The sequence below is a fragment of the Streptomyces sp. NPDC048277 genome (assembly GCF_040652235.1).
Taxonomy (GTDB): Bacteria; Actinomycetota; Actinomycetes; order Streptomycetales; family Streptomycetaceae; genus Streptomyces.
Genome location: NZ_JBEZLQ010000004.1, coordinates 225960 through 250999, shown reverse-complemented (window position 1 = coordinate 250999; position 25040 = coordinate 225960). Strand labels below are relative to the sequence as shown.

The following is a 25040-nucleotide window of genomic DNA, read 5'->3' as shown; positions in this document are numbered from 1 at the left end:
AGATGGGACAACGGACGACAAAGAGGTGCCCGCGTCCCAGGACGCGGGCACCTCTTTACGGTTCGGGGTTCTCTCAGGTCACGTCGTCATATCCGTTGACCCGGTCCGGACCCGCCTCGGGCAGCGCGCGGCTGGCGGAGACGCTCTCGACCTCGCCGATGTCCTCGGGGGTGAGGTCCAGGTCGGAGGCCTCGTCGTCGTCGGGCCCCTCGGACTGGCGGCGGCGCTTGCGCTTGTCGTTCAGCAGGGAGAACCCGACGGCGCCGAAGTACAGCACCCAGATCGGTCCGGCGAGCGCCATCATGGAGAGCGGGTCGGTGCTCGGGGTGGCCACGGCCGCGAAGATCGTGATGCCGAGGATCATGGCCCGCCACCAGCCGAGCATCCGCTTGCCGGTGATGATGCCGGTGAGATTGAGCATCACCAGGAGCAGCGGCAGCTCGAAGGAGAGACCGAAGACGATCACCATGCGGGTGACCAGCTGCAGCAGGTCGTCGAGCGGCAGCAGGTTGTCCACCCCGTGCGGGGTGAAGTCGATGAGCACCTTCGCGGTCGTCGGCAGGACCCTGTACGCGAAGTACGCGCCGCCGAAGAAGAGCGGGACGCCGGTGCCGACGAACCCGTAGGCGTACTTCTTCTCGTGCCGGTGCAGACCGGGCGCGACGAAGGCCCACAGCTGGTACAGCCAGATCGGCGAGGCGAACACCACACCGGCCATCAGGGAGACCTGCAGGGCCAGCGTGAAGGGTGCGAGCAGACCGTTGATGGTGATCTGGGCGCACGGGTGAGAGCTGGCCTTCGACTTCGCCAGCTGCTCGAAGGTCTCCCCGCACCCGACCGAGTCGAGGACCGGTTTGGTGAGGAAGTTGATTATGTCGTTGTAGAAGAAGGCAGCGACCACCGTGATGACGACGATGGCCAGCATCGCCTTCGCGAGCCGGTTGCGGAGCTCACGAAGGTGATCCGCGAGAGGCATCCGCCCCTCGGGATCCCTCTCCTCTTTGCGGGCAGACTTGGGCAACCCACGTCCTCATCTCGTGCGGCAGGCCGGGTGCCACCGGCCTTGCGTCAGCGCTGGGTGGTGTCCGACGGCTCGTTGACCGGGCGGGAGCTGGTCACGTCACCGGGGGACGCCTGGATGGTGCGCTGGGCCTGGGGCTGCTCGCCGGAGGCCGGCGCCTGGGAGGTGGTGCTGCCCTCTTCCTTCATCGCCTTGGCCTCGCTCTTGAGGATGCGCGCGGACTTGCCGAGCGAGCGGGCCATGTCCGGAAGCTTCTTCGCGCCGAACAGCAGGATGACGACGACAAGGATGAGAATGATCTCGGGGGCTCCGAGCCTTCCGAACATAAGTCTTTACCTTCTCACCGAGGCGGCTGGGTGGGATGCTGTCCGATCGGCCGGACATGCGTCCGAATGATCGTGCTGTCAGCGATCGTAACGCTCAGGGGTAAACGTGAAGCAATCCCCGTGCGTACTCCCGGTCAGCGGAACGGGCCTCGTTCTCCGTGCCGCGTGCAGCAGCGTACCTGTCGGGGCGGGCGGCGTGACAGGGCGAAGTGACGCAAACCGCTTATGGCCCACTACTCACATGCCTTGCACAGCGGAGGTCACACGCTGTCCACAGTGCGGGCGGCGCTGACGGCCGCCCGCTCCAGGTCCTCGGCGGCCCGGTTGATCCGCCGTGCCGAGTCCGCGACCTGCGCTCCCAGCCGCCGCGCCTCCACGAACACCCGGACGGCGAGCACACCGAGCACGGCGAGACCCACGAAACCCACAGCTACCGCGATCATCGCCCAGAACATGTCATCGAGCCTAGACGGTGCCGTGCAGCCGCAGCGTCCTGACCCCGCCGCCGGTGAGCAGTTCGACGATCCGCTCGCCGGCGGGCTTGCGGACGGAGGCCCCGCAGTCGGGGCAGGTGAAGGAGTAGAACGTCGTCTTGCTGGTGGCCCCGATGGCCAGCCGCAGGGCGCCCGCGGCGAGCTCGAAACTGCCCCGGCAGTCCGGGCAGCCCGCCTTGAAGACCACGGGCACCACTCGTCTCATCCCGGCGAAGGCGGCCGCGACCGTCATCTCCCTCGCGCCCGCGACACCGGAACCCGAAGACTCGTTCAAGACCCTCGCTCCTCCCTTTGGACCGTTCGCCGCCGGGGCTCCGCGCCCCTGCGGCTCACTCATGCCCTTCCCCGGCGCCGTGCCCGACGTGGTCGTACGCCGCCAGTGCCTCGCGGGCCGCCCGGCGGGCGCTGTCGGCCAGCTCGGGCGGTGACACGATCCGGCCGTCGCCGCCGAGCCTGAGCGCCAGCCGGCGCAGGGAGGCCGGATCGGGGGTGCGCAGGGTAATACGCAGCCCGCCGTCGGGAAGCTCATCCGCGCTGTCGTGCGGGTAGTACTCGGCGACCCAGCGGCCGGCCGGGCCGACCTCGACGACCACCTCGGGGTCCTCGGCGGCCGGCTGCACCAGGGCCTCGGACAGGTCGCGCAGCTCGATCTCGGGGGGCGCGGACGGCTCGTCGAGGATCCTGATCTCGGCGACCCGGTCGAGCCGGAAGGTGCGCCGGGCCTCGGAGCGGCGGCACCACGCCTCCACATAGGTGTGCCCGACGCTGACCAGGCGGATGGGGTCGATCTCGCGCTCGGTGACCTCGTCGCGGGCCGGCGAGTAGTAGCGGATCCACAGCCGGCGGCGCTCGGCGATCGCCCGGTCGACGTCGGCGAAGACCCCGCCCTCGGACTCGAAGGTCACCGACAGCCGGGCGCTGGCACCGGCCGCCTCGCCGGCCGCGGTCTCCACCTTGGCGGTGGCCCGCAGCAGCGCCTGCCGGTCGCCCTCGCGCAACCCCGGCAATGTGGCCACCGCGCGGGCGGCGACCAGGAGCGCGGTCGCCTCGTCGGCGGCGAGCCTGAGCGGTTCGGCGGCCTCCTCGCCGAGCGCGGCCGCGTTGTGCCACCAGATCCGCTCGCCGTCGGTGTCGATGTCCAGCAGATCGCCGCCCCGGAAGCTGGTGCCGCACATGGGCAGCACGTCCAGGTCGGAGACCAGCTCGTCCTCGGTGATGCCGAAGGCACGCGCGACGTCCGCGATCCGGGCGCCGGGGCGCTCGCGCAGATAGGTCACCAGGGAGAGCATCCGCCGGGTCTGGTCGATGGCGTTCACGGGCCTGACCGGTTTGCCTGCCACTGTCTTGCTCCGCTCCCCCTCAGCCCTTGGCCACGGCACGCAGCCGGTCCACCACGTCCGCACGCAGCTCGGCCGGCTCGAGCACCAACACGTCCGGCCCGAACTCCACCAGCCAGGCGTCCAGCCCGTGCCCGTACGGAATCTCCAACTCGTCCCAGCCGTCGCCGAGTTCCCGGACCGCGGTGGCCTTCGCCCGAAGGGGGTAGCCGGAGCCGGAGCGCAGCCGGATCAGCGCCGAGCGGTCGGCGATCTCCCCGGCCCAGCTCGCGACGGTCTCCCGCACGGTGACGACATCGGGGACCGGCGCGGTGAAGCCGGTGCCCCGGGAACGCACCTTGCCGGTGATCCTCGACAGCCGGAACACCCGCTCGGCACCCCGGTCGCGGTCCCAGCCCGCCAGGTACCAGTGGCCGCGCCAGCACTCCAGGGCCCAGGGCTCGACATGCCGGGTTCCGGGGTGGGCGGCGGTGGCCTTGCGGTAGTCGAAGACGACCGGGCGACGGTCCCGGCAGGCCAGCATCAGCGGCTCGAACGCGGCCTCGTGCACCGGAATCCGGGGCTCCAGGGCGCCATGGGCCTCGTAGGGGTCGACATCCTCGGGCAGCCCGGCCGCGCGCAGCTTCTGCAGCGCGCCGCTGGCCGCGCCGGCGAGCCGGGCCTGCTGCCAGACCTTGGCGGCCAGCCCGAGCGCGGCGGCCTCCTCTGCGTCCAGGGTGATCGGCGGAAGACGGTTGCTGTCACGGCGCGCCAGATAGCCGACCTCGCCGTCCAGGTTCTCGACGGTCGCGATCACCAGACCGAGCTCGCGCAGATCGTCCTTGTCCCGCTCGAACATCCGGTTGAAGGAGTCGTCGTTCCCCGCTTCGAGGTAGGCCTCGATGGATTCCCTCAGCTCACGCTTGCTGAGCGGCCGCCGCGTTCCCAGCAGACACAGCGCCAGGTTCATCAGCCGCTCGGCCTTGGCAATGGCCATCGACGCCCTTCGCCTCCCTATGGTGCTTCTGATCGACGACCGTACCGCTCCGGAGTGTCACGGCAAAAGCCAGTACAAACAATGAGGACCGAAACGGACACGCCCCGACAAACGACGAGGGCCCGCGCACCTGGCACGGGCCCTCGTCCAGCCGTTCTCCGATCCGGACCGGTCGGCGCCCGGCGGCCGCCGACCGGGGACGGGGATCAGACCGCGATCAGGTCCACGACGAAGATCAGCGTCTCGCCCGGCTGGATCGCCGGCGTGGGGCTCTGGTTGCCGTAGGCGAGGTGGGCCGGGATGGTCAGCTGGCGACGGCCGCCGACCTTCATGCCCTGCACACCCTGGTCCCAGCCCTTGATGACACGGCCCCCGCCCAGCGGGAAGCGGAACGGCGCGCCCCGGTTCCAGCTGGCGTCGAACTCCTCGCCGGTGCTGAACGCGACACCCACGTAGTGCACGGTGACGGTCTGGCCCGCCTGGGCCACCTCGCCCTCGCCCTCCCAGATGTCCTTGATCTCCAGGTCGGCCGGGGGCTCACCCTCGGGGAAGTCGATCTCGGGCTTGTCGATGCTCACGTCTCTGGCTCCTGCTTGTGTACGACACGGAACCCGGACAGTCTTTCATCCCCGCCCGCCTCCCGCCCGCACGACTACATCGCCGCGAGGATGTCCACCGAGAACACCAGCGTCGACCCCTTCTTCACCACACCACCGCTCGGCGGGTTGTTGCCGTAGGCCAGGTCCGGCGGAACGACGACCACGATCCGGCTGCCCACCTTCTTGCCGGTGATGCCCTGCGCCAGCCCCTTGACGACCTGCTGCATCTGCTCGACCGAGAACTGGGCCAGCCGCCCGCTCTCGTACGTCTGCTCGAAGGTCTTGCCGCTGTCCCAGACCTCGCCCTTGAACTGGCACAGGATCGTCTGCGCCGACTGCACCTCCGCGCCGTCGCCCTCCAGGACGTAGTTGGACACCAGCTTCTTCGGCGGGTCGGCCTTCGGAATGTCGATCGACGGAGCCTTCCCGTCGGTGTTCGTGCCGACCTTCGGCAGCGCCGCGTCGCTCTGCGCGACCTCCTTGCCGGTGCTGGAACTCTTGGAATTGAAGGAGTTCAGCACATCCACCACGAACACCAGCGTGTCCGTCCCCTTGATACCCGCCTGCGAGTTGCCCGACGAGCCGTACCCCCAGGTCGGCGGCACCGCCATCAGGACCCGGCTGCCCACCTTCTTCCCCGCCAGCCCGTACAGCCAGCCGTCGATGATGCTGCCCTGGGCAAGCTGCATGAGCAGCGGCGTACGGTCGTACGACTGGTCGAAGACCTTCGCCGTCGACCAGATCTGCCCCAGGTAGTTGGCCTGGATGAAGTCGTTCTCGGCGACCGACTTGCCACTGCCCGCGATCACCGTCTTGACCGCCAGGTTCTTCGACGGATCCCCGGAGCCCTTCGCCACCGTCGGCTTCTCGTCGAACTTCGTCCCCGCCGTGATCGCCGGCAACGGACCGTCCACGATCTTCGGCGGCGGCACCGAGGAGGCCGACGCCGACGGCGCCGCGCTGGCCTTGCTGGAGGAGGTCGACTTGTTGTCGCCGCACCCGGCGAGCGTGACCAGTCCTGCGGGAACAGCGGCAAGGAGAACAGAGCGTCGGCGCACGGAAGAGCCTCGTAATCGGTCGATCTTGCGGATGGCGTGCGCGCAACTCTACGACGTGACACGGGCGCCGTACGGGAAAGTACGGCGCCCGTGTTGCGTTCCGCGAAGTTCGCTCACATACCGGCGATCAGCTTCTCCACCCGATCGTCGACCGAACGGAACGGGTCCTTGCACAACACCGTCCGCTGCGCCTGGTCGTTGAGCTTCAGATGCACCCAGTCGACCGTGAAGTCCCGCCGCTGCTCCTGAGCCCGCCGGATGAAGTCACCGCGCAACCGCGCCCGAGTCGTCTGCGGCGGCACCGACTTGCCCTCGAAGATCTTCAAGTCATTGCAGATCCGCGTGGCTTGACCCTTCTTCTCCAGCAGGTAATACAGACCACGACGACGGTGGATGTCGTGATAGGCGAGGTCTATCTGCGCCACCCGCGGATGAGACATGGTCATGTTGTGCTTGGCCCGGTACCGCTCGATGAGCTTGTACTTCATCACCCAGTCGATCTCGGTCCCGATCCGGTCCAGATCCTCCGCCTCGATGGCGTCCAGGGTCCGGCCCCACAGCTCCAGCACCTGCTCGACCGTGCCCGTACGGATACCGCGCCGCTCGCAGAAGTCCACGGCCTTCTCGTAGTACTCCCGCTGCACCTCCAGCGCCGAGGCCTCGCGGCCACTGGCGAGGCGCACCTTGCGCCGGCCCGTGATGTCGTGGCTGACCTCGCGGATCGCCCGGATCGGGTTCTCCAGGGTCAGGTCCCGCATCACCGTGCCCGCCTCGATCATGCGCAGCACGAGGTCGGTGGCACCGACCTTCAGCAGCATCGTCGTCTCGGACATGTTCGAGTCGCCCACGATGACGTGCAGCCGGCGGTAGCGCTCGGCGTCGGCGTGCGGCTCGTCGCGCGTGTTGATGATCGGCCGGGAGCGCGTCGTCGCCGAGGACACGCCCTCCCAGATGTGCTCCGCCCGCTGGCTCACGCAGTACACCGCACCGCGCGGCGTCTGCAGCACCTTGCCCGCGCCGCACAGCAGCTGGCGGGTCACCAGGAACGGAATGAGGATGTCCGCGAGCCGGGAGAACTCCCCGTGCCGCGCCACCAGATAGTTCTCGTGGCAACCATAGGAGTTGCCCGCCGAGTCCGTGTTGTTCTTGAAAAGGTAGACGTCGCCCGCGATTCCTTCCTCATGCAGGCGTCGTTCGGCGTCCACCAACAGCCCTTCGAGAATGCGCTCGCCGGCCTTGTCGTGGGTGACCAGTTCGGTCACGTTGTCACATTCCGGCGTTGCGTATTCCGGATGTGAGCCCACGTCGAGATAGAGCCGGGCGCCGTTCCGCAGAAAGACATTGCTGCTACGGCCCCATGACACGACACGGCGGAAGAGGTACCGCGCCACCTCGTCAGGCGACAGGCGGCGCTGTCCCCTGAACGTGCACGTGACGCCGTACTCGTTCTCCAGCCCGAAAATGCGGCGGTCCATGACTGAACATTACGCCCGATCCCCTGAGCTGAAACGGGGTTCGGCAGCACGATTTGGATCATTTTCCGAACCGGCCGCAACCACCGCACCCCCACCGGGAGCTGCGAGGACCCGCCCCGTGACCACCAGGACCAGCAACGACACACCCCCCGCCGCCCCCGGCACCGCGAACCCCCACAGCGCCCCGCCCGCCTCGACCACCGGCCCCGCAAGGCCCGTTCCCACCGACGCCCCCACGGTGATGGTCGTCACAAGCCACGAGAACGCCTCGGTCACCGTCCCGCTCGGCGCATGCCGGTCCACCAGCACGAACGCACATGCGATGGCGGGAGCGAGGAACACACCGGCAAGGGCCGTGAGCAACACCATGGCCACGGCACCGGGCATCACCATCAGCGGCAGATAACACACCGCCAGAAGCACCACCAGCACCCGCAGTCGCCGCGCCGGCTCCCCCGGCCACTGCCGCACCCCGTACACGCTCCCGCCGACGAGCGCACCCAGGCCCAGGGCCGCCATCATCCACCCGTACACCACGTCACCACCGTGATCGTCCGCATACGGCACCGACGCCACCGTGATCGAACCCAGCGCGATCCCGACGAAGAGGAACGCGGCCAGCAGCGCCAGCAGACCCGACGACCGCAGGGCACCCAGCCAGTGCGCCGCACGCGGCGCCGAACGCCACGCACGCGAAGGCGGCGACACGACGACGGACAGCGCCCCGAGCACCCCCACCACGTTCACCACCAGCAACGCCGCCTGCGCCGACCACAACGACACGCACAACGTCACCAGCAACGGCCCCACGGTGAACATCACTTCCTGCGCCACCGCGTCCATCGCATACGCCATGTGGACCTGCCCCTCCTCCCCCAGGACACTCGGCCACAGGGCCCGCAGACCGCCTTCCAGAGGCGGGGTGAACAGTCCGGCCGCGGCCACGCACACATACGCGGGCGGCAGCGGATCGGTGCCTACGAACGCGAAGCCGGCCATGGCCAGGGCCGACGCCAGGGCCGCAGGCAACTGCACACGCGGCTGACCGTGCAGATCCACCAGCCGGCCCAGCACCGGCTGCCCGACGGCGTTCGCCACGCCGTACACCGCCGCCAGCACCCCCGCCAGGCTGTACGTACCGCCCTCCGCACGCACGAACAGCACGATCGCGATCGCGGCCGTCGCATTGGGCAACCGCCCCACGAGAGTGCCCACCAGCAACCGGGCCGCGTGCCTCGCCCTGAGGATCTCCAGATACCCCGCGGCCATGCCCCGCCTCCAAGTGTTACGTATAACCCCGTCGCCCATACGTACCATGTGCGCTGTTCACACGTCCAGACGAACGGAGCACACCCCCGGTGGCACGCAGCAGCACGCGACCCACGAGCCGCGACGTCGCCCAGGCCGCCGGCGTCTCCCAGGCCGCCGTGTCACTCGTCCTCGGCGACAAATGGCGCGGCCGCGTCTCCGAAACCACCGCCGAACGCGTCCGCGAAGCCGCCCGCACCCTCGGCTACCGCCCCAACCTCGCCGCCCGCAACCTCCGCCTCGGCCACACCCGCACCGTGCTCCTCGTCGTCCCCGCACTCACCACCGAATTCTTCGCAGGCGTCTACACAGGCGCCGCCCGAGTAGCCTCCGAACACGGCTTCGGCATCGTCCTCTACCCCTCCCCCGCGGGCATCGGCCCCGCCCGCGACCCCTTCGCCTCCGCCCAAGCAGCCCTCGACGGCGTCATCGCCTCCTCCATGGCCGCCGACGCCCTCACCGCCATCCGCGGCGACCAACTCCCCCTCGTCATGCTCGACAGCGACCCGGAAGGCAGCCTGGGAGCCGCCACGGTGAACCTGGACATCGCCGACGGCGTACGCCAGGCCGCCGAACACCTCCTGGGCCTCGGCCACCGCCGCTTCCTGCACCTGGCCGCGGACGTCGCCTCCTGGACCTTCGAAGTCCGCGCACGCGAACTCGCCGCACGCACCGCGGAAGTCCCCGACACCTCCGTACGCACCGTCCACGCCCCGATCACCATCGAAGACGCCCTCGCCGCCACCGAAGCCGCCCTCACCACCCCCGGCCCCCGCCCCACCGCCCTCGTCTGCGACGACGACAAACTCGCCGCCGGCGCCTACAAAGCCCTCCGCCGCCTCGGCCTCCGCATCCCCGACGACATCTCCGTCACCGGCCTCGACGACCTCGCCCTCGCCACCGCCATCGACCCCGAACTCACCACCGTACGACTCGACGCCGAACTCTTCGGCGAACACGGCATGCGAGCCCTCCTGGCCGTCCTGGACGGCCGGGAACCCGACAGCGGGGACATCCCCGTCGAACTCGTCGTACGAGGCTCCACAGCGCCCCCACGACAGCCGTAGCACCACAGAAAACGCCCGCGCCCCACCCGGAGACTCCCGGGCGGGGCGCGCTGAGCGGGTGGAGCGAGCGGCAGGGCTACTCCACGTCCCCGCCGGACTCCTCGGCATCCTCGGCCTCGGCCGCTGTGGCCGCACCGTTCGCCTCCAGCAACCGACCGAGCTGCGGACCCACGATGCGCTTGAACTTCCGCTGCTGCGGACGCGTACGGTCCAGCACCGCGACCTCGAGACGCTCCGCCGGAATCTCCCGCTGAGTACCGTTCGTCTCCCGCGACAGAGCCGTCACAGCCAGCTTCAGAGCCTCGGCAAGAGTCATCCCCTCCCGATGCTCACGGTCCAGATACGTACTGATCTGCTCCGCATTGCCACCGACCGCCACCGAACCGTGCTCATCCACGATCGAACCGTCATGCGGCAGCCGATAGATCTGGTCACCCTCCGGAGTCTCCCCGACCTCCGCGACCACCAGCTCCACCTCGTACGGCTTCTCGGCCGCACTGGAGAAGATCGTGCCCAACGTCTGCGCATACACGTTCGCCAGACCACGCGCGGTCACATCATCACGGTCATAGGTGTAACCACGCAGATCCGCGTACCGCACACCACCGATCCGCAGATTCTCGTACTCGTTGTACTTACCGGCGGCCGCGAAACCGATCCGGTCATAGATCTCGCTGAACTTGTGCAGCGCACGGGACGGGTTCTCACCGACGAACACGATGCCGTCGGCGTACTGAAGCACAACCAGACTCCGGCCACGCGCGATGCCCTTCCGGGCGTACTCGGCACGGTCCGCCATGGCCTGCTGAGGTGAGACATAGAACGGCGTCGACACCGGTATCCGTCCCCTTCCTTAAGGTTCCGTCGAAGTCACTGCGATCACCTTGAAAAGAACCGAGCCCTCAGAGCAGGGCCGCGCGCGGGCCGTCCGGCTGCTCCAGACGGCGCGCCAGCACCGCACGGGCGAGCTCGGCCGACTCGTCCTCGGTGAGCCGACGGAAACCGTCCTCGGTGATCACTGTGATGATCGGGAAGATCCGGCGGGCGACATCCGGACCACCCGTCGCCGAGTCGTCGTCAGCCGCGTCGTACAGAGCCTGCACCACCAGTGTGGTCGCCTGCTCCTCGGACAGGTCGTCACGGAACAGCTTCTTCATCGCACCCCGCGCGAAGATCGAGCCGGAGCCCGTCGCGGCGAAGTGGTGCTCCTCGGAACGACCGCCGGTCACGTCGTACGAGAAGATCCGCCCCTTGTCCCGGTCCACGTCGAACCCGGCGAACAACGGCACGACGGCCAGTCCCTGCATGGCCATGCCCAGGTTGGACCGGATCATCGTCGACAGCCGGTTCGCCTTGCCCTCCAGCGACAGCTGAGCGCCCTCGACCTTCTCGAAGTGCTCCAGCTCCAGCTGGAAGAGCTTGACCATCTCGACCGCGAGGCCGGCGGTGCCGGCGATACCGACCGCCGAGTACTCGTCGGCCGGGAACACCTTCTCGATGTCGCGCTGGGCGATCACATTGCCCATGGTCGCCCGACGGTCACCGGCGAGCACGACACCCCCGGGGAAGGTCACCGCCACGATCGTCGTCCCGTGCGGCGCCTCGATCACCCCCTGCGTGGGCGGCAACTGCCGCTTGCCGGGCAGCAGCTCGGGCTGGTGCTCCCCGAGAAAGTCCATGAACGAAGAGGACCCAGGCGTCAGGAAGGCAGCTGGTAGACGCCCGGTGCTACGAGTGTTGGCTTCCACAAGTTTCCTTCCAGGTAAGCAGCGGCACGGCGAGCGGCGGCGGGCTTGTCCCTCAATTTGCCGATGGCCGAATTGCAGTTGAAGCACAGTACGCCTCGGACCCTACCCGTCTTGTGGCAGTGATCCACATGAACGGGCGGGGCATCTAGGCAGATCGCGCACATCCCGTACTGGGCGGCGATCATCGCATCGCGCTCGGCTTCGGTCAGGCCGTAGTTGCGCTTGAGATGATGCTGACGCCCCTTAACCGCTTTGCAGGCCTTGCAGAGGGTTCCCAGGCCGTCCGAAGCACTGCTGTTCCGCGGCCACTCACTGTGCGGCTTGATCTCACCGCACGTACGGCAATACTTGTGCCCTTCGGGAGTCTTCACCCTGGGCCGGACGTTGAGCCCCTTGGCCAGTTGCCTCTGCTGGTGGTACGCAGATGCGCACTCCCTGCAGTAGGCCTGCAGGCCATCACGCATGGACTTGTTGCTCGCAAAGGCCGCTCGCGGCTTGTGTTCCTTGCACCGCGAGCAGCGCCTCGCATCCTCTTCGCTTGCCAACCCAGTTCCCCCCGCAACCTTCGATTCGAAGGCTACTGGCCACCCTTCTGAACGAAACTACGAACGAAGTCCTCTGCGTTCTCCTCTAGGACATCGTCAATTTCGTCAAGAACCGAGTCGACGTCGTCGCTCAGCTTCTCGTGGCGTTCCTTGAGGTCTCCCGAAGCCTGCGACTCTGCCGCCTGCTCCTCGACCTCCTCGGTGGAGTGCGTCGCCTTCTGCTGTCCGCCGCCGGTGTCCTTGGTTGCCATAACCTCACCCCGCTCAGTTCGCCCGACATGGTCGTCAGGTCGGCATTCCTGCCGATCGGTGATGATCAGACCCTACAAGCCGGGTCCGACATCGGCCCCGCAGTTTCTCCAACGTACGGGGGCCACCTCGATGATTCCCGGGCGGCGGGATTTTGACCCCGCTCGCCCGCTGCCGTCCGAGTGCCCGTTCAGCCGCCGGAGAGGACCCTGACCAGGTCTTCTGCGGTGCGGCAGCGGTCCAGGAGCTCCTTGACGTGATTTCGCGTTCCGCGTAGCGGTTCCAGGGTTGGGACGCGCTGGAGGGAGTCGCGGCCGGGGAGGTCGAAGATCACCGAGTCCCAGCTGGCGGCGGCGACGTCGTCGGCGTACTGCTCGAGGCAGCGGCCCCGGAAGTACGCGCGGGTGTCCTCCGGCGGGCTTGTGCGGGCCTTGTCGACGTCCGCCTCGTCCAGGAGCCGCTTCATGCGGCCGCGGGCCGCGAGGCGGTTGTAGAGGCCCTTCTCCGCCCGCACGTCGGCGTACTGGAGGTCGAGGAGGTGGAGCTTGGCGGCGTCCCAGTCGAGGCCGTCGCGGCGCCGGTAGCCCTCCATGAGTTCCAGTTTGGCGACCCAGTCGAGTTCTCCGGAGAGGCTCATGGGGTCGTGTTCGAGGCGGTTGAGGGTGTCCTCCCAGCGGGTGAGGACGTCCTTGGTCTGTTCGTCTGCGTCGCCGCCGTAGCGCTCCTCGACGTACTTGCGGGAGAGCTCGTAGTACTCCATCTGGAGCTGGACGGCGGTGAGTGTGCGGCCGCTGCGGAGGGTGACGAGGCGTTTGAGGGTGGGGTCGTGGGAGACCTGGTGGAGGGTCCTGACCGGCTGGTCGACCGCCAGGTCGACCGCGATGAAGCCGTCCTCGATCATGGAGAGGACCAGAGCCGTCGTACCCAGTTTCAGGTACGTCGAGATCTCCGACAGGTTCGCGTCGCCGATGATCACGTGGAGGCGGCGGTATTTCTCCGCGTCCGCGTGGGGCTCGTCGCGGGTGTTGATGATGGGGCGCTTCAGCGTCGTCTCCAGGCCGACCTCGACCTCGAAGTAGTCGGCGCGCTGGCTGAGCTGGAAGCCGTGTTCGTGGCCGTCCTGGCCGATGCCGACGCGGCCGGCGCCGGTGACGACCTGGCGGGAGACGAAGAAGGGGGTGAGGTGGCGCACGATGTCGGAGAAGGCGGTTTCCCGCTTCATGAGGTAGTTCTCGTGCGTGCCGTAGGAGGCGCCCTTGTTGTCGGTGTTGTTCTTGTAGAGGTGGATGGGCTGGGCGCCGGGGAGCTGGGCGGCTCGTTCGGCGGCCTCGGCCATGATGCGTTCGCCGGCCTTGTCCCAGAGGACGGCGTCGCGGGGGTTGGTGACCTCGGGGGCGCTGTATTCGGGGTGGGCGTGGTCGACGTAGAGGCGGGCGCCGTTGGTGAGGATGACGTTGGCGAGGCCGATGTCCTCGTCGGTGAGCTGGCTGGCGTCGGCGGCCTCGCGGGCGAGGTCGAAGCCTCGGGCGTCCCGCAGCGGGTTCTCCTCCTCGAAGTCCCAGCGGGCGCGTCGGGCCCGGTGCATCGCCGCCGCGTAGGCGTTGACGATCTGGGATGAGGTGAGCATGGCATTGGCGTTGGGGTGGCCGGGGACGGAGATGCCGTACTCCGTCTCGATGCCCATTACTCGCCGTACGGTCATGCGGCCCTCCTTGCCCGGCGGAGCCCTCGGTCGTGGGCTCCGCTCGCGTACCGCTGGCGCTCCGGTGCGTGTGCGGTGCCCGTCCCCGCACTGCGCGACTCGGCGGTAGGAAAGAGCCTAGAACGCCTTTGCGCTGGTGGGGAGATCATTTGCGTCATTGCCTTGCTCGGCTCGGTTCCGGTTTTGGCCGGAAAAACAGTGGGCTGCGGGTGCCCGGTGGGGGCACCCGCAGCCGCCCTGTGTTTTACAGGTACTGCCCGGTGTTTGCCACCGTGTCGATGGAGCGTCCGGTGTCGGCGCCCTGCTTTCCGGTGATGAGGGTACGGATGTAGACGATCCGTTCACCCTTCTTTCCGGAGATCCGGGCCCAGTCGTCGGGGTTGGTGGTGTTGGGGAGGTCCTCGTTCTCCTTGAACTCGTCCACGCAGGCCTGGAGGAGGTGGGAGACGCGCAGACCCTTCTGCTTGTGTTCGAGGAAGTCCTTGATCGCCATTTTCTTGGCGCGTCCGACGATGTTTTCGATCATTGCGCCGGAGTTGAAGTCCTTGAAGTAGAGGACTTCCTTGTCGCCGTTGGCGTAGGTGACTTCCAGGAAGCGGTTTTCCTCGGATTCTGCGTACATGTGTTCCACTGCCGTCTGGATCATGCTTTCGACGGTGGTGGCCTTGCTGCCGCCGTGCTCCCCGACGTCGTCGGAGTGCAGCGGGAGGCGCTCGGTGAGGTACTTGCCGAAGATGTCCTTGGCCGCTTCGGCGTCGGGACGCTCGATCTTGATCTTCACATCGAGTCGGCCGGGCCGCAGGATGGCGGGGTCGATCATGTCCTCGCGGTTGGAGGCGCCGATGACGACCACGTTCTGCAGGCCTTCGACACCGTCGATCTCGGCGAGCAGCTGCGGGACGATCGTGTTCTCGACGTCCGAGCTGACACCGGAGCCGCGGGTCCGGAAGAGCGACTCCATCTCGTCGAAGAAGACGATGACGGGGGTGCCCTCGCTGGCCTTCTCCCTCGCACGCTGGAAGACGAGGCGGATCTGCCGCTCGGTCTCGCCGACGTACTTGTTGAGGAGCTCGGGGCCCTTGATGTTGAGGAAGAAGCTCTTGCCGGCGGCCTGGCCGGTGACCTCGGCGACCTTCTTGGCCAGCGAGTTGGCGACGGCCTTGGCGATGAGCGTCTTGCCGCATCCGGGGGGTCCGTAGAGCAGGACGCCCTTGGGCGGGCGCAGTTCGTGCTCCTTGAACAGGTCCGGGTAGAGGTACGGGAGCTCGACCGCGTCGCGGATGGCCTCGATCTGGCCGCCGAGGCCGCCGATCTGCTCGTAGCCGATGTCCGGTACTTCTTCGAGGACGAGCTCTTCGACCTCGCTCTTGGGCACGATCTCGTAGACGTAGCCGGAGCGGGGTTCGAGGAGCAGGGCGTCGCCGGGGCGGATGTTCACGTCGAGCAGGGGCTCGGCGAGTCGTACCACCCGTTCCTCGTCGGTGTGCCCCAGTACCAGGGCGCGCTCGCCGTCCTCGAGGATCTCCTTGAGGGTGACGATGTCACCGACGCGCTCGTATGCCATGGCCTCGACCACGTTGAGCGCTTCGTTGAGCATGACTTCCTGGCCGCGCCTGAGGTCGTCCAGGTCAACGCTTGGGCTGACGTTCACCCGCAGTTTCCGGCCGCCGGTGAAGATGTCTGCGGTGCCGTCCTCGTTGCCTTCCAGGAAGACGCCGAAGCCGGCGGGCGGCTGTGCGAGTCGGTCGACTTCCTCCTTGAGGGCCACGATCTGGTCGCGGGCCTCGCGGAGGGTGTTCGCGAGTCGCTCGTTCTGGGCGGACACGCCGGCCAGGTTCGTCTGCAGCTCGACGATCCGCTCTTCGAGAATCCTCGTGTGCCGCGGAGAGTCGGCGAGCTTGCGTCGCAGGACGGCGATCTCCTGCTCAAGGTAAGCGATCTGCCCGGCCGGGTCGTCGGACCCTCGTCCCGGGCGGATGCCGCGGTTCATGTCGTCGTCGTGGGCTGCCACGGTCCTCACCTCCTCCAAGGGGAGCTGGACGCTTCCAGACCCTACCTGGGTGGGTGTCGATTGAAACCCCTAGATCACAAAGACTGTCAAGGTGTGTCGTCGGTCACCCGTTGCGTTCTTGCTCGTGCGGGGTGGATACCCACTCAACGCGATTCAGAAGCGGCGTGTTCCGGGCTTGGAGCGGTCAAAACCCTTCGCGCCTGACCGGAGTTGTCCGATCCGATGCCGGTTATGGGGTTGTGCCCCGGTGACGCATTCCTTACACAGAGCGACCGGTCGGGTGGTGTTTGTGATCCTGGTACGGGTTTCGGGATGGCCGAAGTCGATCGGTCCGGTGGCCGGGCGCCGCCGTGCCGCGCGGCCGGACGCGCCGTGTGCGCGGGCGTGAGGGGGCTGGGTGCGCGCGGAGGGCGAGGGTGGGTGCGCTCCGGGCGGAGGTAGGGTCGAAGGCGTTCAACACCCGCCGGGGCGGGACCGGGTGACCACCGGGTCCGGCCGTCCGGCGTTTTTCGAGGCAGGAGAGATGACCGTGCAGCAGGAGGCCCTGGCCGGCGGTGAGGCGCTTGAGGTCTGGATCGACCAGGATCTGTGTACGGGCGACGGGATCTGTGCCCAGTACGCCCCTGAGGTGTTCGAGCTGGACATCGACGGTCTGGCCTATGTGAAGGGCGCGGACGACGAGCTCCTGCAGGCGAAGGGGGCGACGGTGCCGGTGCCGTTGCCGTTGCTGACGGATGTGGTGGACTCGGCGCGGGAGTGTCCGGGCGAGTGCATCCATGTGCGCCGGGTCACGGACCGGGTCGAGGTGTACGGGCCGGACGCGGAGTGACTTTCCGGCCACTCCGCGTGGCGTGTGCGTAGGGTCGGCGCGATCGTCAGGTGCTGCGTCGCGTCGGCGTGGCCGTCAGACGCTGTGGGAGGCCGCGGGGGTGGAGCGGACGAAGGCGTGGCCGTCCCACTGCCATTTCGCGCTGGTCTTCACGTCGGGGCAGCAACTGGGCACGTTGTCCGAGGAATAGCCGAGCATGGTCGCGGTGACCGCTTCGGCGGCGACGGCGAAGTCGGTGACCGTGTACCTGTCCTTGGGGTCGACGAGGGTGGCGACGACGCGGGGCCGGGCGGCGTCGGCGGCCTGGGTGAGGACGTAGACGCCGTCGGGCGGGGTGCCCATGGCGGAGTCGCAGTGGACCACGACGACTGTTTCCGGTCTGCCGTCGCCGTCGAGGTCGCCGGTGGCCTTCTTGACGACCTTCTCCTTCACCGGTCCGCAGTCGATGGGGAAGTCCACGCCGGTGGTGCTGGGCGGCGCGGCGGCCGTGGCGGGTTTCGTCTCGTCTCCCGCGGTGGGCTGGGCGGCCTTGGCCGAGCCCGGCTGGAGGAGGGACGTCAGTGCCACGACGCCGGCCACCGCGGTGGCGGTGGCGAGCCAGTGCATGGGGCGGGTGTCGGTGTGAGCGAGCTCCGGGACCACGGATTGCTGCACTAGGAGTGTCTCCTGTGAGGCCTGTGCCGGTGGGGGTGAGGGGGATGGCCTGCATCGTGCCACACGTCACAGTGGGAGGGAACGGCGGGGTGAGCTTCCGCGGGCGGCGGGGCCGGCCCGGTCCTGCTGCCGGGTCAACGTGTGAGCGCCGCGGCCGAGTTCCGGCGGGGTCCGGGGAACTGGGCTGCGGCGCTCGTACGTTGGCGGGTCGGCGACGGGTGCGGCCGGGTGCGGCTCAGCGGCCGGCGCCGCCGTCGGCGTTGGGTCCGTCGTAGTCCTCGCCGTAGGCGCCCTTGGCGGGGCGTCGGCGGCGCATGGGGGGCTCGACGCCGTCGGCGAGGCGGCGGGCGGTGAGCAGGAAGCCGGTGTGGCCGATCATCCGGTGGTCGGGGCGGACCGCGAGGCCTTCGACGTGCCAGTTGCGGATCATCGTCTCCCAGGAGGTCGGCTCGTTGAAGCAGCCGATCTCGCGGATGGACTCGACGGTCCGGGCGAGCTGGGTGGTGGTGGCGACGTAGCAGCACAGGATGCCGCCGGGGACGAGTGCCTTGGAGACGGCCTCCAGGCATTCCCAGGGGGCGAGCATGTCGAGGATGACGCGGTCGACGTCGGTGTCCGACAGGTTGTCCTGGAGGTCGCCGACGGTGAGCTGCCAGGCCGGGTGGGGGCCGCCGAAGTAGCGTTCCACGTTCTGCTGGGCGATCTCGGCGAAGTCCGCGCGGCGCTCGTAGCTGTGCAGCATGCCCTGGTCGCCGATGGCGCGCAGCAGGAAGCTGCTGAGCGATCCCGAGCCGACGCCGGCTTCGACGACGCGGGCGCCGGGGAAGATGTCGGCGAAGGAGAGGATCTGCCCCGCGTCCTTGGGGTAGACGACGGCTGCCCCGCGGGGCATGGACAGGACGTAGTCGGGGAGCAGGGGGCGCAGCGCGAGGTAGGCGACGTTGCCGGTGGTGCGGACAACGCTGCCCTCGGGAGCGCCGATCAGTTCGTCGTGCGGGAAGGAGCCCTTGTGGGTGTGGAAGTTCTTCCCGGCTTCGAGCGTGAACGTGTAGTGGCGACCCTTGGGGTCGGTCAGCTGTACCTGGTCCCCGACCTTGAAGGGCCCGCGCCTGCGGGCGGCACCGGTCGGTTCGGACATGTGAACAGCCTACCGGTTCCCCGCGGGGGCTCGGACCGGCGGAGGGGGCGTGCGGTGCGTGTGAACAGTGCGGGCCGTCTGTGGTTGCTCGCGCAGTTCCCCGCGCCCCTGACGGGGCGCTCGGCCTCGGGGCGTTGTCAGGCGGGCCTTGCCATCGCCCTGACGAAGGCGCGTTCCACGTCCGCCGCGGACAGGACGCCGTAGATCTCGCCCGTCTCCTCCACCACCAGGTATTCGGTGGCCGGGGTGGCGCGCAGGACGTCCAAGAGGTCCTCGCCCGCCAGCTCTGCCGAGACGCGCATGCCGTCGGTGAGGTCCTGGGCGAGGCCGCTGACGGCGACCCAGGGGCGGCGGTGTTCGGGTACGCCGACGATGGCGGCCTCGCGGACCAGGGAGAGGGGGTTGCCGTCGGCGTCGACGACGACGAGGGCGCGGGCGCCGGCGGCGTTGGCGCGGCGCAGGGCTTCGGAGAGGGGGGTGTCGGTCTCGACGGGGACGGCGCGGCGGGTGAGGGTGCGGGCGCGCAGTTCGGGGAGGTGTTCGCGCAGGCGGGCCATGCGGAGGCTGTTGCCGGCGCCGGTCCAGATGATCGCGGCGAGGATGGCGGCGAGCAGGGCGTCGGTGACGGTGTCCATGCCGTTGATGTCCTGGCCGCCGCCTCCGAAGGCGCCGGACTGGTTGAGGAGCGGGAGGCCGACGAGGACGGAGATGGCGAGGGCGCGGCCGACCCAGGCGGCGGCGATGGTGCCGCTCATGGGCCTGCCGGTGATCTTCCAGACGACGGCGCGGAGCATGCGTCCGCCGTCGAGGGGGAGGCCGGGCAGGAGGTTGAAGGCGGCGACGATGAGGTTGGAGACCATCAGGCCGGCCAGCAGGACGCCGGGGACGGTGCCGGGCCGGACGGGCTGCATGGCGAGGTAGAAGATGCCGGCGAGGACGAGGGAGAGCAGGGGGCCGACGAAGGCCAGCACGAACTCCCGTCCGGGGGTCTCGGCTTCTTTCTCGATCTCGGAGACGCCCCCGAAGAACTGGAGCTGGATGCGGCGGACGGGGAGGTTGAAGCGGATCGCGGCGACCGTGTGGGCCAGTTCGTGGACCAGGACGGAGGCGTAGAAGGCGACGGCGAAGAAGAGGGAGACGAGGTAGCGGGCGGCGCCGAGTTCGGGCAGTACGCGGTCGAGCTGGCCGCCGAAGACCCAGGTGATCAGTGCGGCGACGAGGAACCAGCTGGGGGCGACGTACACGGGCACGCCGAAGGGCCGCCCCATGAGCAGCCCGCCCCCGGGCTCCTTGGGCCGCTGCGGCGGCTGCCCCTTGGCCATCCCGGACTGCGCGCGCCCCCGCCCGTCGCCTTCGCCGGGGGCCCCGACGGGAGAGTCCTTGCGGGCCTCGGCGAGCGGGACGGGGGTAGGGCGGGCGCCGGGGGCCGAGGAGGCGTCGGCGGTCGTCCGCGGGCCCGGCTCCGCGGCCGGGGTGGTTTCGGAGGCCGGCTCCGGGTGCGCTTCGGCGGCGGCCGAGGGAGTACCGACGGACGGCTCGGGGCCCGGTTCCGGAGCCGGCGCCGGCTCGGGGGCCGCCTCCCGATGCCCTTCGCCGGCAGCCGAGGGAGTACCGGCCGGCGGCTCCGCGGGGGTGTCTGTGGTGGGTTCGGGGGTGGGGGTGTCGTCGGGTGTGTGCTGTTGCGGTTTCCCGGGCTCGGTGGGGACTTCGGCGCGGGTGTCGGTGGGGTCCGGGCCTCCGTCGGGGGTCGGGGCCGTAGGACCTGCGGGGTGTTCGGTCGGTTCGGCGTTGTCCGACCGGGGCTGCCCGCTCCCGCCGCTCACGTCCACGGTGTCCCCTCGTTAGAAACGTCGTCTGTGGTCGATGGTATGCGGCCGTCGTGACGCGTTTCGCCCCGGCACCCCTTGTGTTGTCCCGGCCGCCGTGCGGGTTGGGTGACTGTCAGTGGCGGGCCGTATGGTCTGTGGTCATGGACAGCAGCATCGAGGACGCCGCGCAGGCTCGGGGCGCGGGCGTCACGCAGGGGGAAGAGCCGGTCACGGCGGCGGAGGTGACGGCGGCGAGGCCGCCCGCGTCGCTGTCGCCGTCGCGGGCCAGTGACTTCATGCAGTGTCCGTTGCTGTACCGGTTCCGGGTGATCGACCGGCTGCCGGAGAAGCCGAGCGAGGCGGCGACCAGAGGGACTCTGGTGCACGCGGTCCTTGAGCGGCTGTTCGACGCACCCGCGGCGGAGCGGACGGCGCCGCGGGCCAAGTCGCTGATTCCGGGGCAGTGGGACCGGCTGCGGGAGAGCCGGCCGGAGATCGGCGGGCTGTTCGCGGACGATCCGCAGGGCGAGCGGCTGGCGCGCTGGCTGGGTGAGGCGGAGCAGCTCGTGGAGCGCTGGTTCACGCTGGAGGATCCGTCCCGGCTGGAGCCGGTGGAGCGGGAGCTGTTCGTGGAGACCGAGTTGGACTCGGGGCTGCGGCTGCGCGGGATCATCGACCGGGTCGACGTGGCGGCGACGGGTGAGGTGCGGATCGTCGACTACAAGACGGGCAAGGCGCCGCGGCCGGAGTACGCCGAGGGCGCGCTGTTCCAGATGAAGTTCTACGCGTTGGTGGTCTGGCGGCTCAAGAACGTGGTGCCGAGGCGGCTGCAGCTGGTGTATCTCGGCAGTGGTGATGTGCTGACGTACGACCCGGTCCTCGCCGATCTCCAGCGGGTGGAGCGCAAGCTGCTCGCGTTGTGGGAGGCGATCCGGGAGGCCACGGAGTCGGGTGAGTGGCGGCCGCGTCCGACGAAGCTGTGCGGCTGGTGCGACCACCAGGCGCACTGCCCGGAGTTCGGCGGCACTCCCCCGCCGTACCCGCTGCCGGTGAGGTCGGCCGACCCGCAGGACCCGGTGCAGGGCAGAATGGGCCCGGACTAGCAGAAGGAGACTCACCGTGGCCATCCGCGTCCTACTGGTCGACGACCAGCCGCTGCTGCGAACCGGGTTCCGGATGATTCTGGAGGCCGAGCAGGACATCGCGGTCGTGGGCGAGGCCGGAGACGGCCTGCAGGCCCTCGACCAGGTGCGCGCCCTCCAGCCGGATGTCGTGCTGATGGACATCCGGATGCCGCGGATGGACGGTGTGGAGGCGACCCGGCAGATCACCGGGCCCGGCCGGGACGGTCCGGCGAAGGTGCTGGTGCTGACCACGTTCGATCTGGACGAGTACGTGGTGGAGGCGCTGCGCGCGGGGGCCAGCGGTTTCCTGCTGAAGGACGCCCCGGCGAACGAGCTGGTGCAGGCGATCCGGGTGGTGGCGAACGGCGAGGCGATGCTGGCGCCGAGCATCACGCGCCGGCTGCTGGACAAGTACGCGACGCATCTGCCGTCCGGCGAGGAGCCGGTGCCGGACACCCTGCACACGCTCACCGACCGTGAGGTGGAGGTGCTGAAGCTGGTGGCGCGGGGGTTGTCGAACGCGGAGATCGCGGCGGACCTGTTCGTCAGCGAGACCACGGTGAAGACGCATGTGGGGCATGTGCTGACGAAGCTGGGGCTGCGGGACCGGGTGCAGGCGGCGGTGTACGCGTACGAGAGCGGTCTGGTGCGTCCCGGCGCGCAGTAGGGCGCGCACGGGCGGCACGCGGTACGACGTGAAGGGGCCCCTCTCCGGTCGGAGAGGGGCCCCTTCACGTCGTATGACCGGGTGTCAGTTGCTGGAGCCGCGGCCGAGCTCCCACAGCTGGAGGCTGGCGGAGGAGTTGATGGCGTAGGCGACGCCCGTGATGTTGGTGCGGGCGGCGACGTACTGCTTGCCCTGCCACAGCGGCAGCACCGGGACGTCTTCGGCGACGGTGTCCTGGATCTCGGTGAGGCTGCCGGTGGCGCTGGCCCGGTCGGCCTCGCGGCGGGAGTCCGGGATCAGCTTGTTGATGATCCTGCTGTTGAGGTAGGGCGACTTGAGGAAGTTGTCCTTGTCGAGGAACGGCGCGAGGAAGTTGTCGGCGTCCGGGAAGTCGGGGAACCAGCCCATGCCGTAGACGTCGTACTCGCCCTTGCGTTCGGCCGTCTGGTACTTGTCCCAGGTGGTGCCCGCGATGCTGACGTCGAACAGGCCGCTGCCGTTGAGCTGCTTCTGGAGGACCTCGAACTCCTGCTTGGTGGCCGGGCCGTAGTGGTCGGTCGTGTAGTGCAGGGTCAGCTTCACCGGGGTGGTGATGTTGGCCGCGGTCAGCAGGGCCTTGGCCTTGGAGACGCTGGGGTCGCCGTACTTGTTGAAGAAGGAGTTGGAGTGGCCGGTCACGGAGGCCGGGACCAGCGAGTACAGCGGATCGGCCTGGGAGCCGTACACCTTGGCGATCAGGGAGGCGCGGTCGATGAGCTGGGCCATGGCCTGGCGGACGGCCTTGGACTTGACCGTGGGCGCGTCGGTGTTGAAGCCGAGGTAGCGGATCTCGAGGCCGGCCATCTCGACGAGGTCGACGTTGGCGTCGGCACCGGTGTCGAGCTTGTTGATCTGCGCGGGCGACATGGTGCGGGTCATGACGTCGATGTCGCCGCTGTCGATCGCCTTGCCCATGGCGTCGGCGTCGTCGTAGGAGCGCAGGACGACCTGCTCGTTGTTGACCTTCACGCTGCCCTTGTAGTTGGGGTTCTTGGTGAAGGTGGCGGAGACGATCGCGTTGTCCTTGACGTCGGCCTTGAAGGTGTAGGGGCCGGAGCCGTCTATGCCGAAGCCGTCGCGGAGCTTGCCCTTCTCGTAGTCCTTCGGGTTCACGATGCCCGCGACCGGAGTGGACAGCTTGTACGGGAAGGTGGCGTCGGCGTTGTTGAGGTGGAAGATGACCTCGCGGTCGCCCTGGGTCTCGATGGTGTCGATGTCCGAGAGGAGGGCGTAGACGCCGGTGTCGGCCTTGATGCGCAGGGCGCGCTCGATGGACCACTTGACGTCCGCGGCGGTGACGGCGTTGCCGTCGGAGAACTTCAGGCCCTCGCGCAGCTTGCAGGCGTAGCGCTCGCTGCCGCTGTCGGTGAAGGAGCAGCTCTCGGCCGCGTCGGGTACCGGGTCGCCCTCGCCCTTGGGCTGGGACATGAGGGTCTGCACGGTCTGGCGCAGGATGTTCCAGCCGCCGACGTCGTAGGAGTAGGCGGGGTCGACCGGCGCCGGAGCGTCCTTCGTGGCGGTGAACCGGTCGGTGGTGCCGACGACGATCGCGTCGCTGCTGCTGCTCCCACTGCCGGATCCGCCGCAGGCGGCGAGAACCGGAGTGAGCAGGCCGACCACGGCCGGCAGCACCAAAGTCTTGCGGTTCATGCTCGAAGTTCTCCAGAACTGTTCGTGTCCGTGTATCCGTCATACATGGGGTGTCGATGCGGATCACGGGAGTTGCGGCGATGTTCTCGCGACGAGATTAGTCGGCGCCCGCAGGAGGGTTCACGGGAGCGTGAGTTGGGGCCCCATCACGCAGTGGAACCGGCTGCGGACAGACCGAAAACCCGACAGCGGCAGGATTAGTGCAGCGTCTCCCCAATCGGGACACAAGGTCACCTCGATTCCCCCCGATCGGGGGTGGGCGGCACACCTCGGCAACGTTGTCGACCCTCGTGCACGTGGGGAACATCACACGTGCATGACTCGGGGGTGGGTACCGGAATTCAGCCGGTTGAACAGTTGCGAATTCCGTTGAATGATTCGGTCGTGTTTTCGTCCAATGTCTTTGCACACTGGGTGAACGGCTAGCGCATTTCTGTCATCAGTCCGCGCAGAAATGCCAGGTCGACCTCTTCCAGCGAGGTGACCACGGTGCGCCGCTCGGCCGGGGCGATGGGCGCGACGGAGGGTACCGCGACCACCTGGCAGCCGGCGGCCTCGGCGGCGGCGACGCCGGTCGCGGTGTCCTCGACGACCGCGCATCTGGCCGGATCCACTCCCAGGCCGGCGGCGGCGAGCAGATACGGGTCCGGGTGCGGCTTGGTGCGCAGGACCTCGTCGCCGGCGACGGACAGGCCGAAGTGCCGGGGGCCCAGCCGGGCCAGGACACGGTCGATGATGCGCCGGTGCGAGGCGGAGACCAGGGCGGTGGGGATCTGCTGCTCGTAGAGCTCGGCGAGCAGCCGCTGCGCGCCCGGCATCAGCGGCAGGCCGCTGCCGATGCGCTCCTCGAAGCCCTCGTTGAGCAGGACGCTGAGTTCGGCGAGCGTGATGGCGGCGCCGGTGGCCTCGATGAGGAACCCGGCGCTGCGGGTCATGGGGCCGCCGACCACGACATGGCGCCAGGAGTCGTCGAGGGTGTGGCCGAGGCGGGCGAAGATCTCGACCTCGACGTCCCACCAGAAGCCCTCGGTGTCCACCAGGGTGCCGTCCATGTCGAGGAGCACGGCTTGAAGGGCAGAGCCTTCGGCCGTCCGGGTTCCGAGCGCGGGGACCGTGCTGGTCATCCACGTACCTCCTTGAGGGACGATCAGGCCGGTTCCCATGCGGGGAACCGGCCTGCTGTGGACCGACCAGTGTACGACTTATCCGATCAGT

25 protein-coding genes are annotated in these 25040 nt (G+C 68.8%); 4 read left to right on the top strand and 21 right to left on the bottom strand.

What is annotated here, in order from left to right; all coding sequences use genetic code 11:
• Window positions 1-73: 73 nt before the first annotated feature.
• The 10 genes from tatC to AB0D85_RS11370 all read right to left on the bottom strand — a co-directional run bounded on the left by tatC (window position 74) and on the right by AB0D85_RS11370 (window position 8555).
• Window positions 74-1021 (bottom strand): twin-arginine translocase subunit TatC, encoded by a 948-nt coding sequence (gene tatC / locus AB0D85_RS11415; RefSeq protein ID WP_362317204.1) that lies wholly within the window; start codon window positions 1019-1021, stop codon window positions 74-76.
• Window positions 1022-1068: 47 nt separating this feature from the next.
• Window positions 1069-1347: a Sec-independent protein translocase subunit TatA gene (gene tatA / locus AB0D85_RS11410; protein WP_360237225.1), complete on the bottom strand. Its 279-nt coding sequence runs from the start codon at window positions 1345-1347 to the stop codon at window positions 1069-1071.
• A 260-nt stretch (window positions 1348-1607) separates the two neighbouring features.
• Window positions 1608-1802, bottom strand: a complete 195-nt coding sequence (locus tag AB0D85_RS11405) for a hypothetical protein (protein ID WP_362317201.1) — start codon at window positions 1800-1802, stop codon at window positions 1608-1610.
• Between the two features lie 10 nt (window positions 1803-1812).
• A complete protein-coding gene (locus AB0D85_RS11400; protein ID WP_362317987.1) occupies window positions 1813-2073 on the bottom strand; it encodes a hypothetical protein in 261 nt (86 codons plus the stop codon).
• A 97-nt stretch (window positions 2074-2170) separates the two neighbouring features.
• Window positions 2171-3181 carry a WYL domain-containing protein gene (locus tag AB0D85_RS11395; protein WP_362317199.1) on the bottom strand — a complete coding sequence of 337 codons (1011 nt, stop codon included), beginning with the start codon at window positions 3179-3181 and terminating at the stop codon, window positions 2171-2173.
• A gap of 19 nt (window positions 3182-3200) precedes the next feature.
• A complete protein-coding gene (locus tag AB0D85_RS11390) occupies window positions 3201-4154 on the bottom strand; it encodes a WYL domain-containing protein (RefSeq protein WP_362317196.1) in 954 nt (317 codons plus the stop codon).
• 206 nt (window positions 4155-4360) lie between these two features.
• Entirely contained in the window at window positions 4361-4732 is a 372-nt protein-coding gene (locus AB0D85_RS11385; RefSeq protein ID WP_362317194.1) for an FKBP-type peptidyl-prolyl cis-trans isomerase, read from the bottom strand.
• Window positions 4733-4806: 74 nt separating this feature from the next.
• Entirely contained in the window at window positions 4807-5811 is a 1005-nt protein-coding gene (locus tag AB0D85_RS11380; RefSeq protein WP_362317191.1) for an FKBP-type peptidyl-prolyl cis-trans isomerase, read from the bottom strand.
• Window positions 5812-5924: 113 nt separating this feature from the next.
• Window positions 5925-7286, bottom strand: coding sequence for a Pup--protein ligase (gene pafA / locus AB0D85_RS11375; RefSeq protein ID WP_062672158.1), 1362 nt, complete (start codon window positions 7284-7286; stop codon window positions 5925-5927).
• 9 nt (window positions 7287-7295) lie between these two features.
• The gene (locus AB0D85_RS11370) at window positions 7296-8555 is read right to left on the bottom strand and encodes an MFS transporter (RefSeq protein ID WP_362317188.1); all 1260 of its coding nucleotides are present in this window, start codon (window positions 8553-8555) and stop codon (window positions 7296-7298) included.
• 89 nt (window positions 8556-8644) lie between these two features.
• Between AB0D85_RS11370 and AB0D85_RS11365 the strand changes: the two genes are divergently transcribed.
• Window positions 8645-9661, top strand: coding sequence for a LacI family DNA-binding transcriptional regulator (locus AB0D85_RS11365; protein WP_362317186.1), 1017 nt, complete (start codon window positions 8645-8647; stop codon window positions 9659-9661).
• A gap of 76 nt (window positions 9662-9737) precedes the next feature.
• Here the strand turns inward: AB0D85_RS11365 and prcA are convergent, their stop codons facing one another.
• The 6 genes from prcA to arc all read right to left on the bottom strand — a co-directional run bounded on the left by prcA (window position 9738) and on the right by arc (window position 15916).
• Window positions 9738-10496: a proteasome subunit alpha gene (prcA, locus tag AB0D85_RS11360; protein WP_362317183.1), complete on the bottom strand. Its 759-nt coding sequence runs from the start codon at window positions 10494-10496 to the stop codon at window positions 9738-9740.
• Window positions 10497-10563: 67 nt separating this feature from the next.
• Window positions 10564-11409, bottom strand: coding sequence for a proteasome subunit beta (gene prcB, locus AB0D85_RS11355; protein WP_362317180.1), 846 nt, complete (start codon window positions 11407-11409; stop codon window positions 10564-10566).
• Window positions 11361-11873, bottom strand: a complete 513-nt coding sequence (locus AB0D85_RS11350; protein ID WP_362317178.1) for an endonuclease VII domain-containing protein — start codon at window positions 11871-11873, stop codon at window positions 11361-11363. Before AB0D85_RS11350 ends, prcB begins: the two co-directional genes overlap by 49 nt.
• A 113-nt stretch (window positions 11874-11986) precedes the next feature.
• Complete coding sequence (locus tag AB0D85_RS11345) at window positions 11987-12205, bottom strand: ubiquitin-like protein Pup (protein WP_316774888.1); 219 nt, start codon at window positions 12203-12205, stop codon at window positions 11987-11989.
• Window positions 12206-12393: 188 nt separating this feature from the next.
• The gene (gene dop / locus AB0D85_RS11340) at window positions 12394-13905 is read right to left on the bottom strand and encodes a depupylase/deamidase Dop (protein ID WP_362317174.1); all 1512 of its coding nucleotides are present in this window, start codon (window positions 13903-13905) and stop codon (window positions 12394-12396) included.
• Window positions 13906-14149: 244 nt separating this feature from the next.
• Window positions 14150-15916 (bottom strand): proteasome ATPase, encoded by a 1767-nt coding sequence (gene arc, locus AB0D85_RS11335; RefSeq protein WP_362317171.1) that lies wholly within the window; start codon window positions 15914-15916, stop codon window positions 14150-14152.
• Between the two features lie 523 nt (window positions 15917-16439).
• Here arc and AB0D85_RS11330 point away from each other — a divergent pair.
• Window positions 16440-16745 carry a ferredoxin gene (locus AB0D85_RS11330; RefSeq protein ID WP_362317168.1) on the top strand — a complete coding sequence of 102 codons (306 nt, stop codon included), beginning with the start codon at window positions 16440-16442 and terminating at the stop codon, window positions 16743-16745.
• A 75-nt stretch (window positions 16746-16820) separates the two neighbouring features.
• Here the strand turns inward: AB0D85_RS11330 and AB0D85_RS11325 are convergent, their stop codons facing one another.
• The 3 genes from AB0D85_RS11325 to AB0D85_RS11315 form a co-directional block, all read right to left on the bottom strand.
• Complete coding sequence (locus tag AB0D85_RS11325; protein ID WP_362317165.1) at window positions 16821-17399, bottom strand: hypothetical protein; 579 nt, start codon at window positions 17397-17399, stop codon at window positions 16821-16823.
• A gap of 235 nt (window positions 17400-17634) precedes the next feature.
• Window positions 17635-18537 (bottom strand): tRNA (adenine-N1)-methyltransferase, encoded by a 903-nt coding sequence (locus tag AB0D85_RS11320; protein WP_089103073.1) that lies wholly within the window; start codon window positions 18535-18537, stop codon window positions 17635-17637.
• A gap of 137 nt (window positions 18538-18674) precedes the next feature.
• Window positions 18675-20366 (bottom strand): site-2 protease family protein, encoded by a 1692-nt coding sequence (locus AB0D85_RS11315; RefSeq protein WP_362317162.1) that lies wholly within the window; start codon window positions 20364-20366, stop codon window positions 18675-18677.
• Window positions 20367-20506: 140 nt separating this feature from the next.
• On the opposite strand from AB0D85_RS11315, the gene AB0D85_RS11310 reads away from it, so the two are divergent.
• Together AB0D85_RS11310 and AB0D85_RS11305 are read left to right on the top strand one after the other, a co-directional pair.
• Window positions 20507-21448, top strand: coding sequence for a RecB family exonuclease (locus AB0D85_RS11310; RefSeq protein WP_362317159.1), 942 nt, complete (start codon window positions 20507-20509; stop codon window positions 21446-21448).
• 16 nt (window positions 21449-21464) lie between these two features.
• Window positions 21465-22136 carry a response regulator transcription factor gene (locus AB0D85_RS11305; RefSeq protein ID WP_030608351.1) on the top strand — a complete coding sequence of 224 codons (672 nt, stop codon included), beginning with the start codon at window positions 21465-21467 and terminating at the stop codon, window positions 22134-22136.
• Window positions 22137-22220: 84 nt separating this feature from the next.
• Here the strand turns inward: AB0D85_RS11305 and AB0D85_RS11300 are convergent, their stop codons facing one another.
• Both AB0D85_RS11300 and AB0D85_RS11295 read right to left on the bottom strand, forming a co-directional pair.
• The gene (locus tag AB0D85_RS11300) at window positions 22221-23825 is read right to left on the bottom strand and encodes an ABC transporter substrate-binding protein (protein WP_362317156.1); all 1605 of its coding nucleotides are present in this window, start codon (window positions 23823-23825) and stop codon (window positions 22221-22223) included.
• A gap of 422 nt (window positions 23826-24247) precedes the next feature.
• Window positions 24248-24949, bottom strand: a complete 702-nt coding sequence (locus AB0D85_RS11295) for an HAD family phosphatase (protein ID WP_362317153.1) — start codon at window positions 24947-24949, stop codon at window positions 24248-24250.
• Window positions 24950-25040 lie beyond the last annotated feature (91 nt).

Excerpts from the sequence above, each read along its gene's own strand:
- AB0D85_RS11405 (WP_362317201.1), bottom strand. The coding sequence starts at position 1,802 with ATGTTCTGGGCGATGATCGCGGTAGCTGTGGGTTTCGTGGGTCTCGCC.
- AB0D85_RS11370 (WP_362317188.1), bottom strand. The coding sequence starts at position 8,555 with ATGGCCGCGGGGTATCTGGAGATCCTCAGGGCGAGGCACGCGGCCCGG.
- AB0D85_RS11345 (WP_316774888.1), bottom strand. The coding sequence starts at position 12,205 with ATGGCAACCAAGGACACCGGCGGCGGACAGCAGAAGGCGACGCACTCC.
- pafA (WP_062672158.1), bottom strand. The coding sequence starts at position 7,286 with ATGGACCGCCGCATTTTCGGGCTGGAGAACGAGTACGGCGTCACGTGC.
- AB0D85_RS11330 (WP_362317168.1), top strand. The coding sequence starts at position 16,440 with ATGACCGTGCAGCAGGAGGCCCTGGCCGGCGGTGAGGCGCTTGAGGTC.
- AB0D85_RS11300 (WP_362317156.1), bottom strand. The coding sequence starts at position 23,825 with ATGAACCGCAAGACTTTGGTGCTGCCGGCCGTGGTCGGCCTGCTCACT.
- dop (WP_362317174.1), bottom strand. The coding sequence starts at position 13,905 with ATGACCGTACGGCGAGTAATGGGCATCGAGACGGAGTACGGCATCTCC.
- AB0D85_RS11320 (WP_089103073.1), bottom strand. The coding sequence starts at position 18,537 with ATGTCCGAACCGACCGGTGCCGCCCGCAGGCGCGGGCCCTTCAAGGTC.
- AB0D85_RS11295 (WP_362317153.1), bottom strand. The coding sequence starts at position 24,949 with ATGACCAGCACGGTCCCCGCGCTCGGAACCCGGACGGCCGAAGGCTCT.
- AB0D85_RS11390 (WP_362317196.1), bottom strand. The coding sequence starts at position 4,154 with ATGGCCATTGCCAAGGCCGAGCGGCTGATGAACCTGGCGCTGTGTCTG.
- AB0D85_RS11350 (WP_362317178.1), bottom strand. The coding sequence starts at position 11,873 with ATGCGTGATGGCCTGCAGGCCTACTGCAGGGAGTGCGCATCTGCGTAC.
- tatA (WP_360237225.1), bottom strand. The coding sequence starts at position 1,347 with ATGTTCGGAAGGCTCGGAGCCCCCGAGATCATTCTCATCCTTGTCGTC.
- AB0D85_RS11400 (WP_362317987.1), bottom strand. The coding sequence starts at position 2,073 with ATGACGGTCGCGGCCGCCTTCGCCGGGATGAGACGAGTGGTGCCCGTG.
- AB0D85_RS11310 (WP_362317159.1), top strand. The coding sequence starts at position 20,507 with ATGGACAGCAGCATCGAGGACGCCGCGCAGGCTCGGGGCGCGGGCGTC.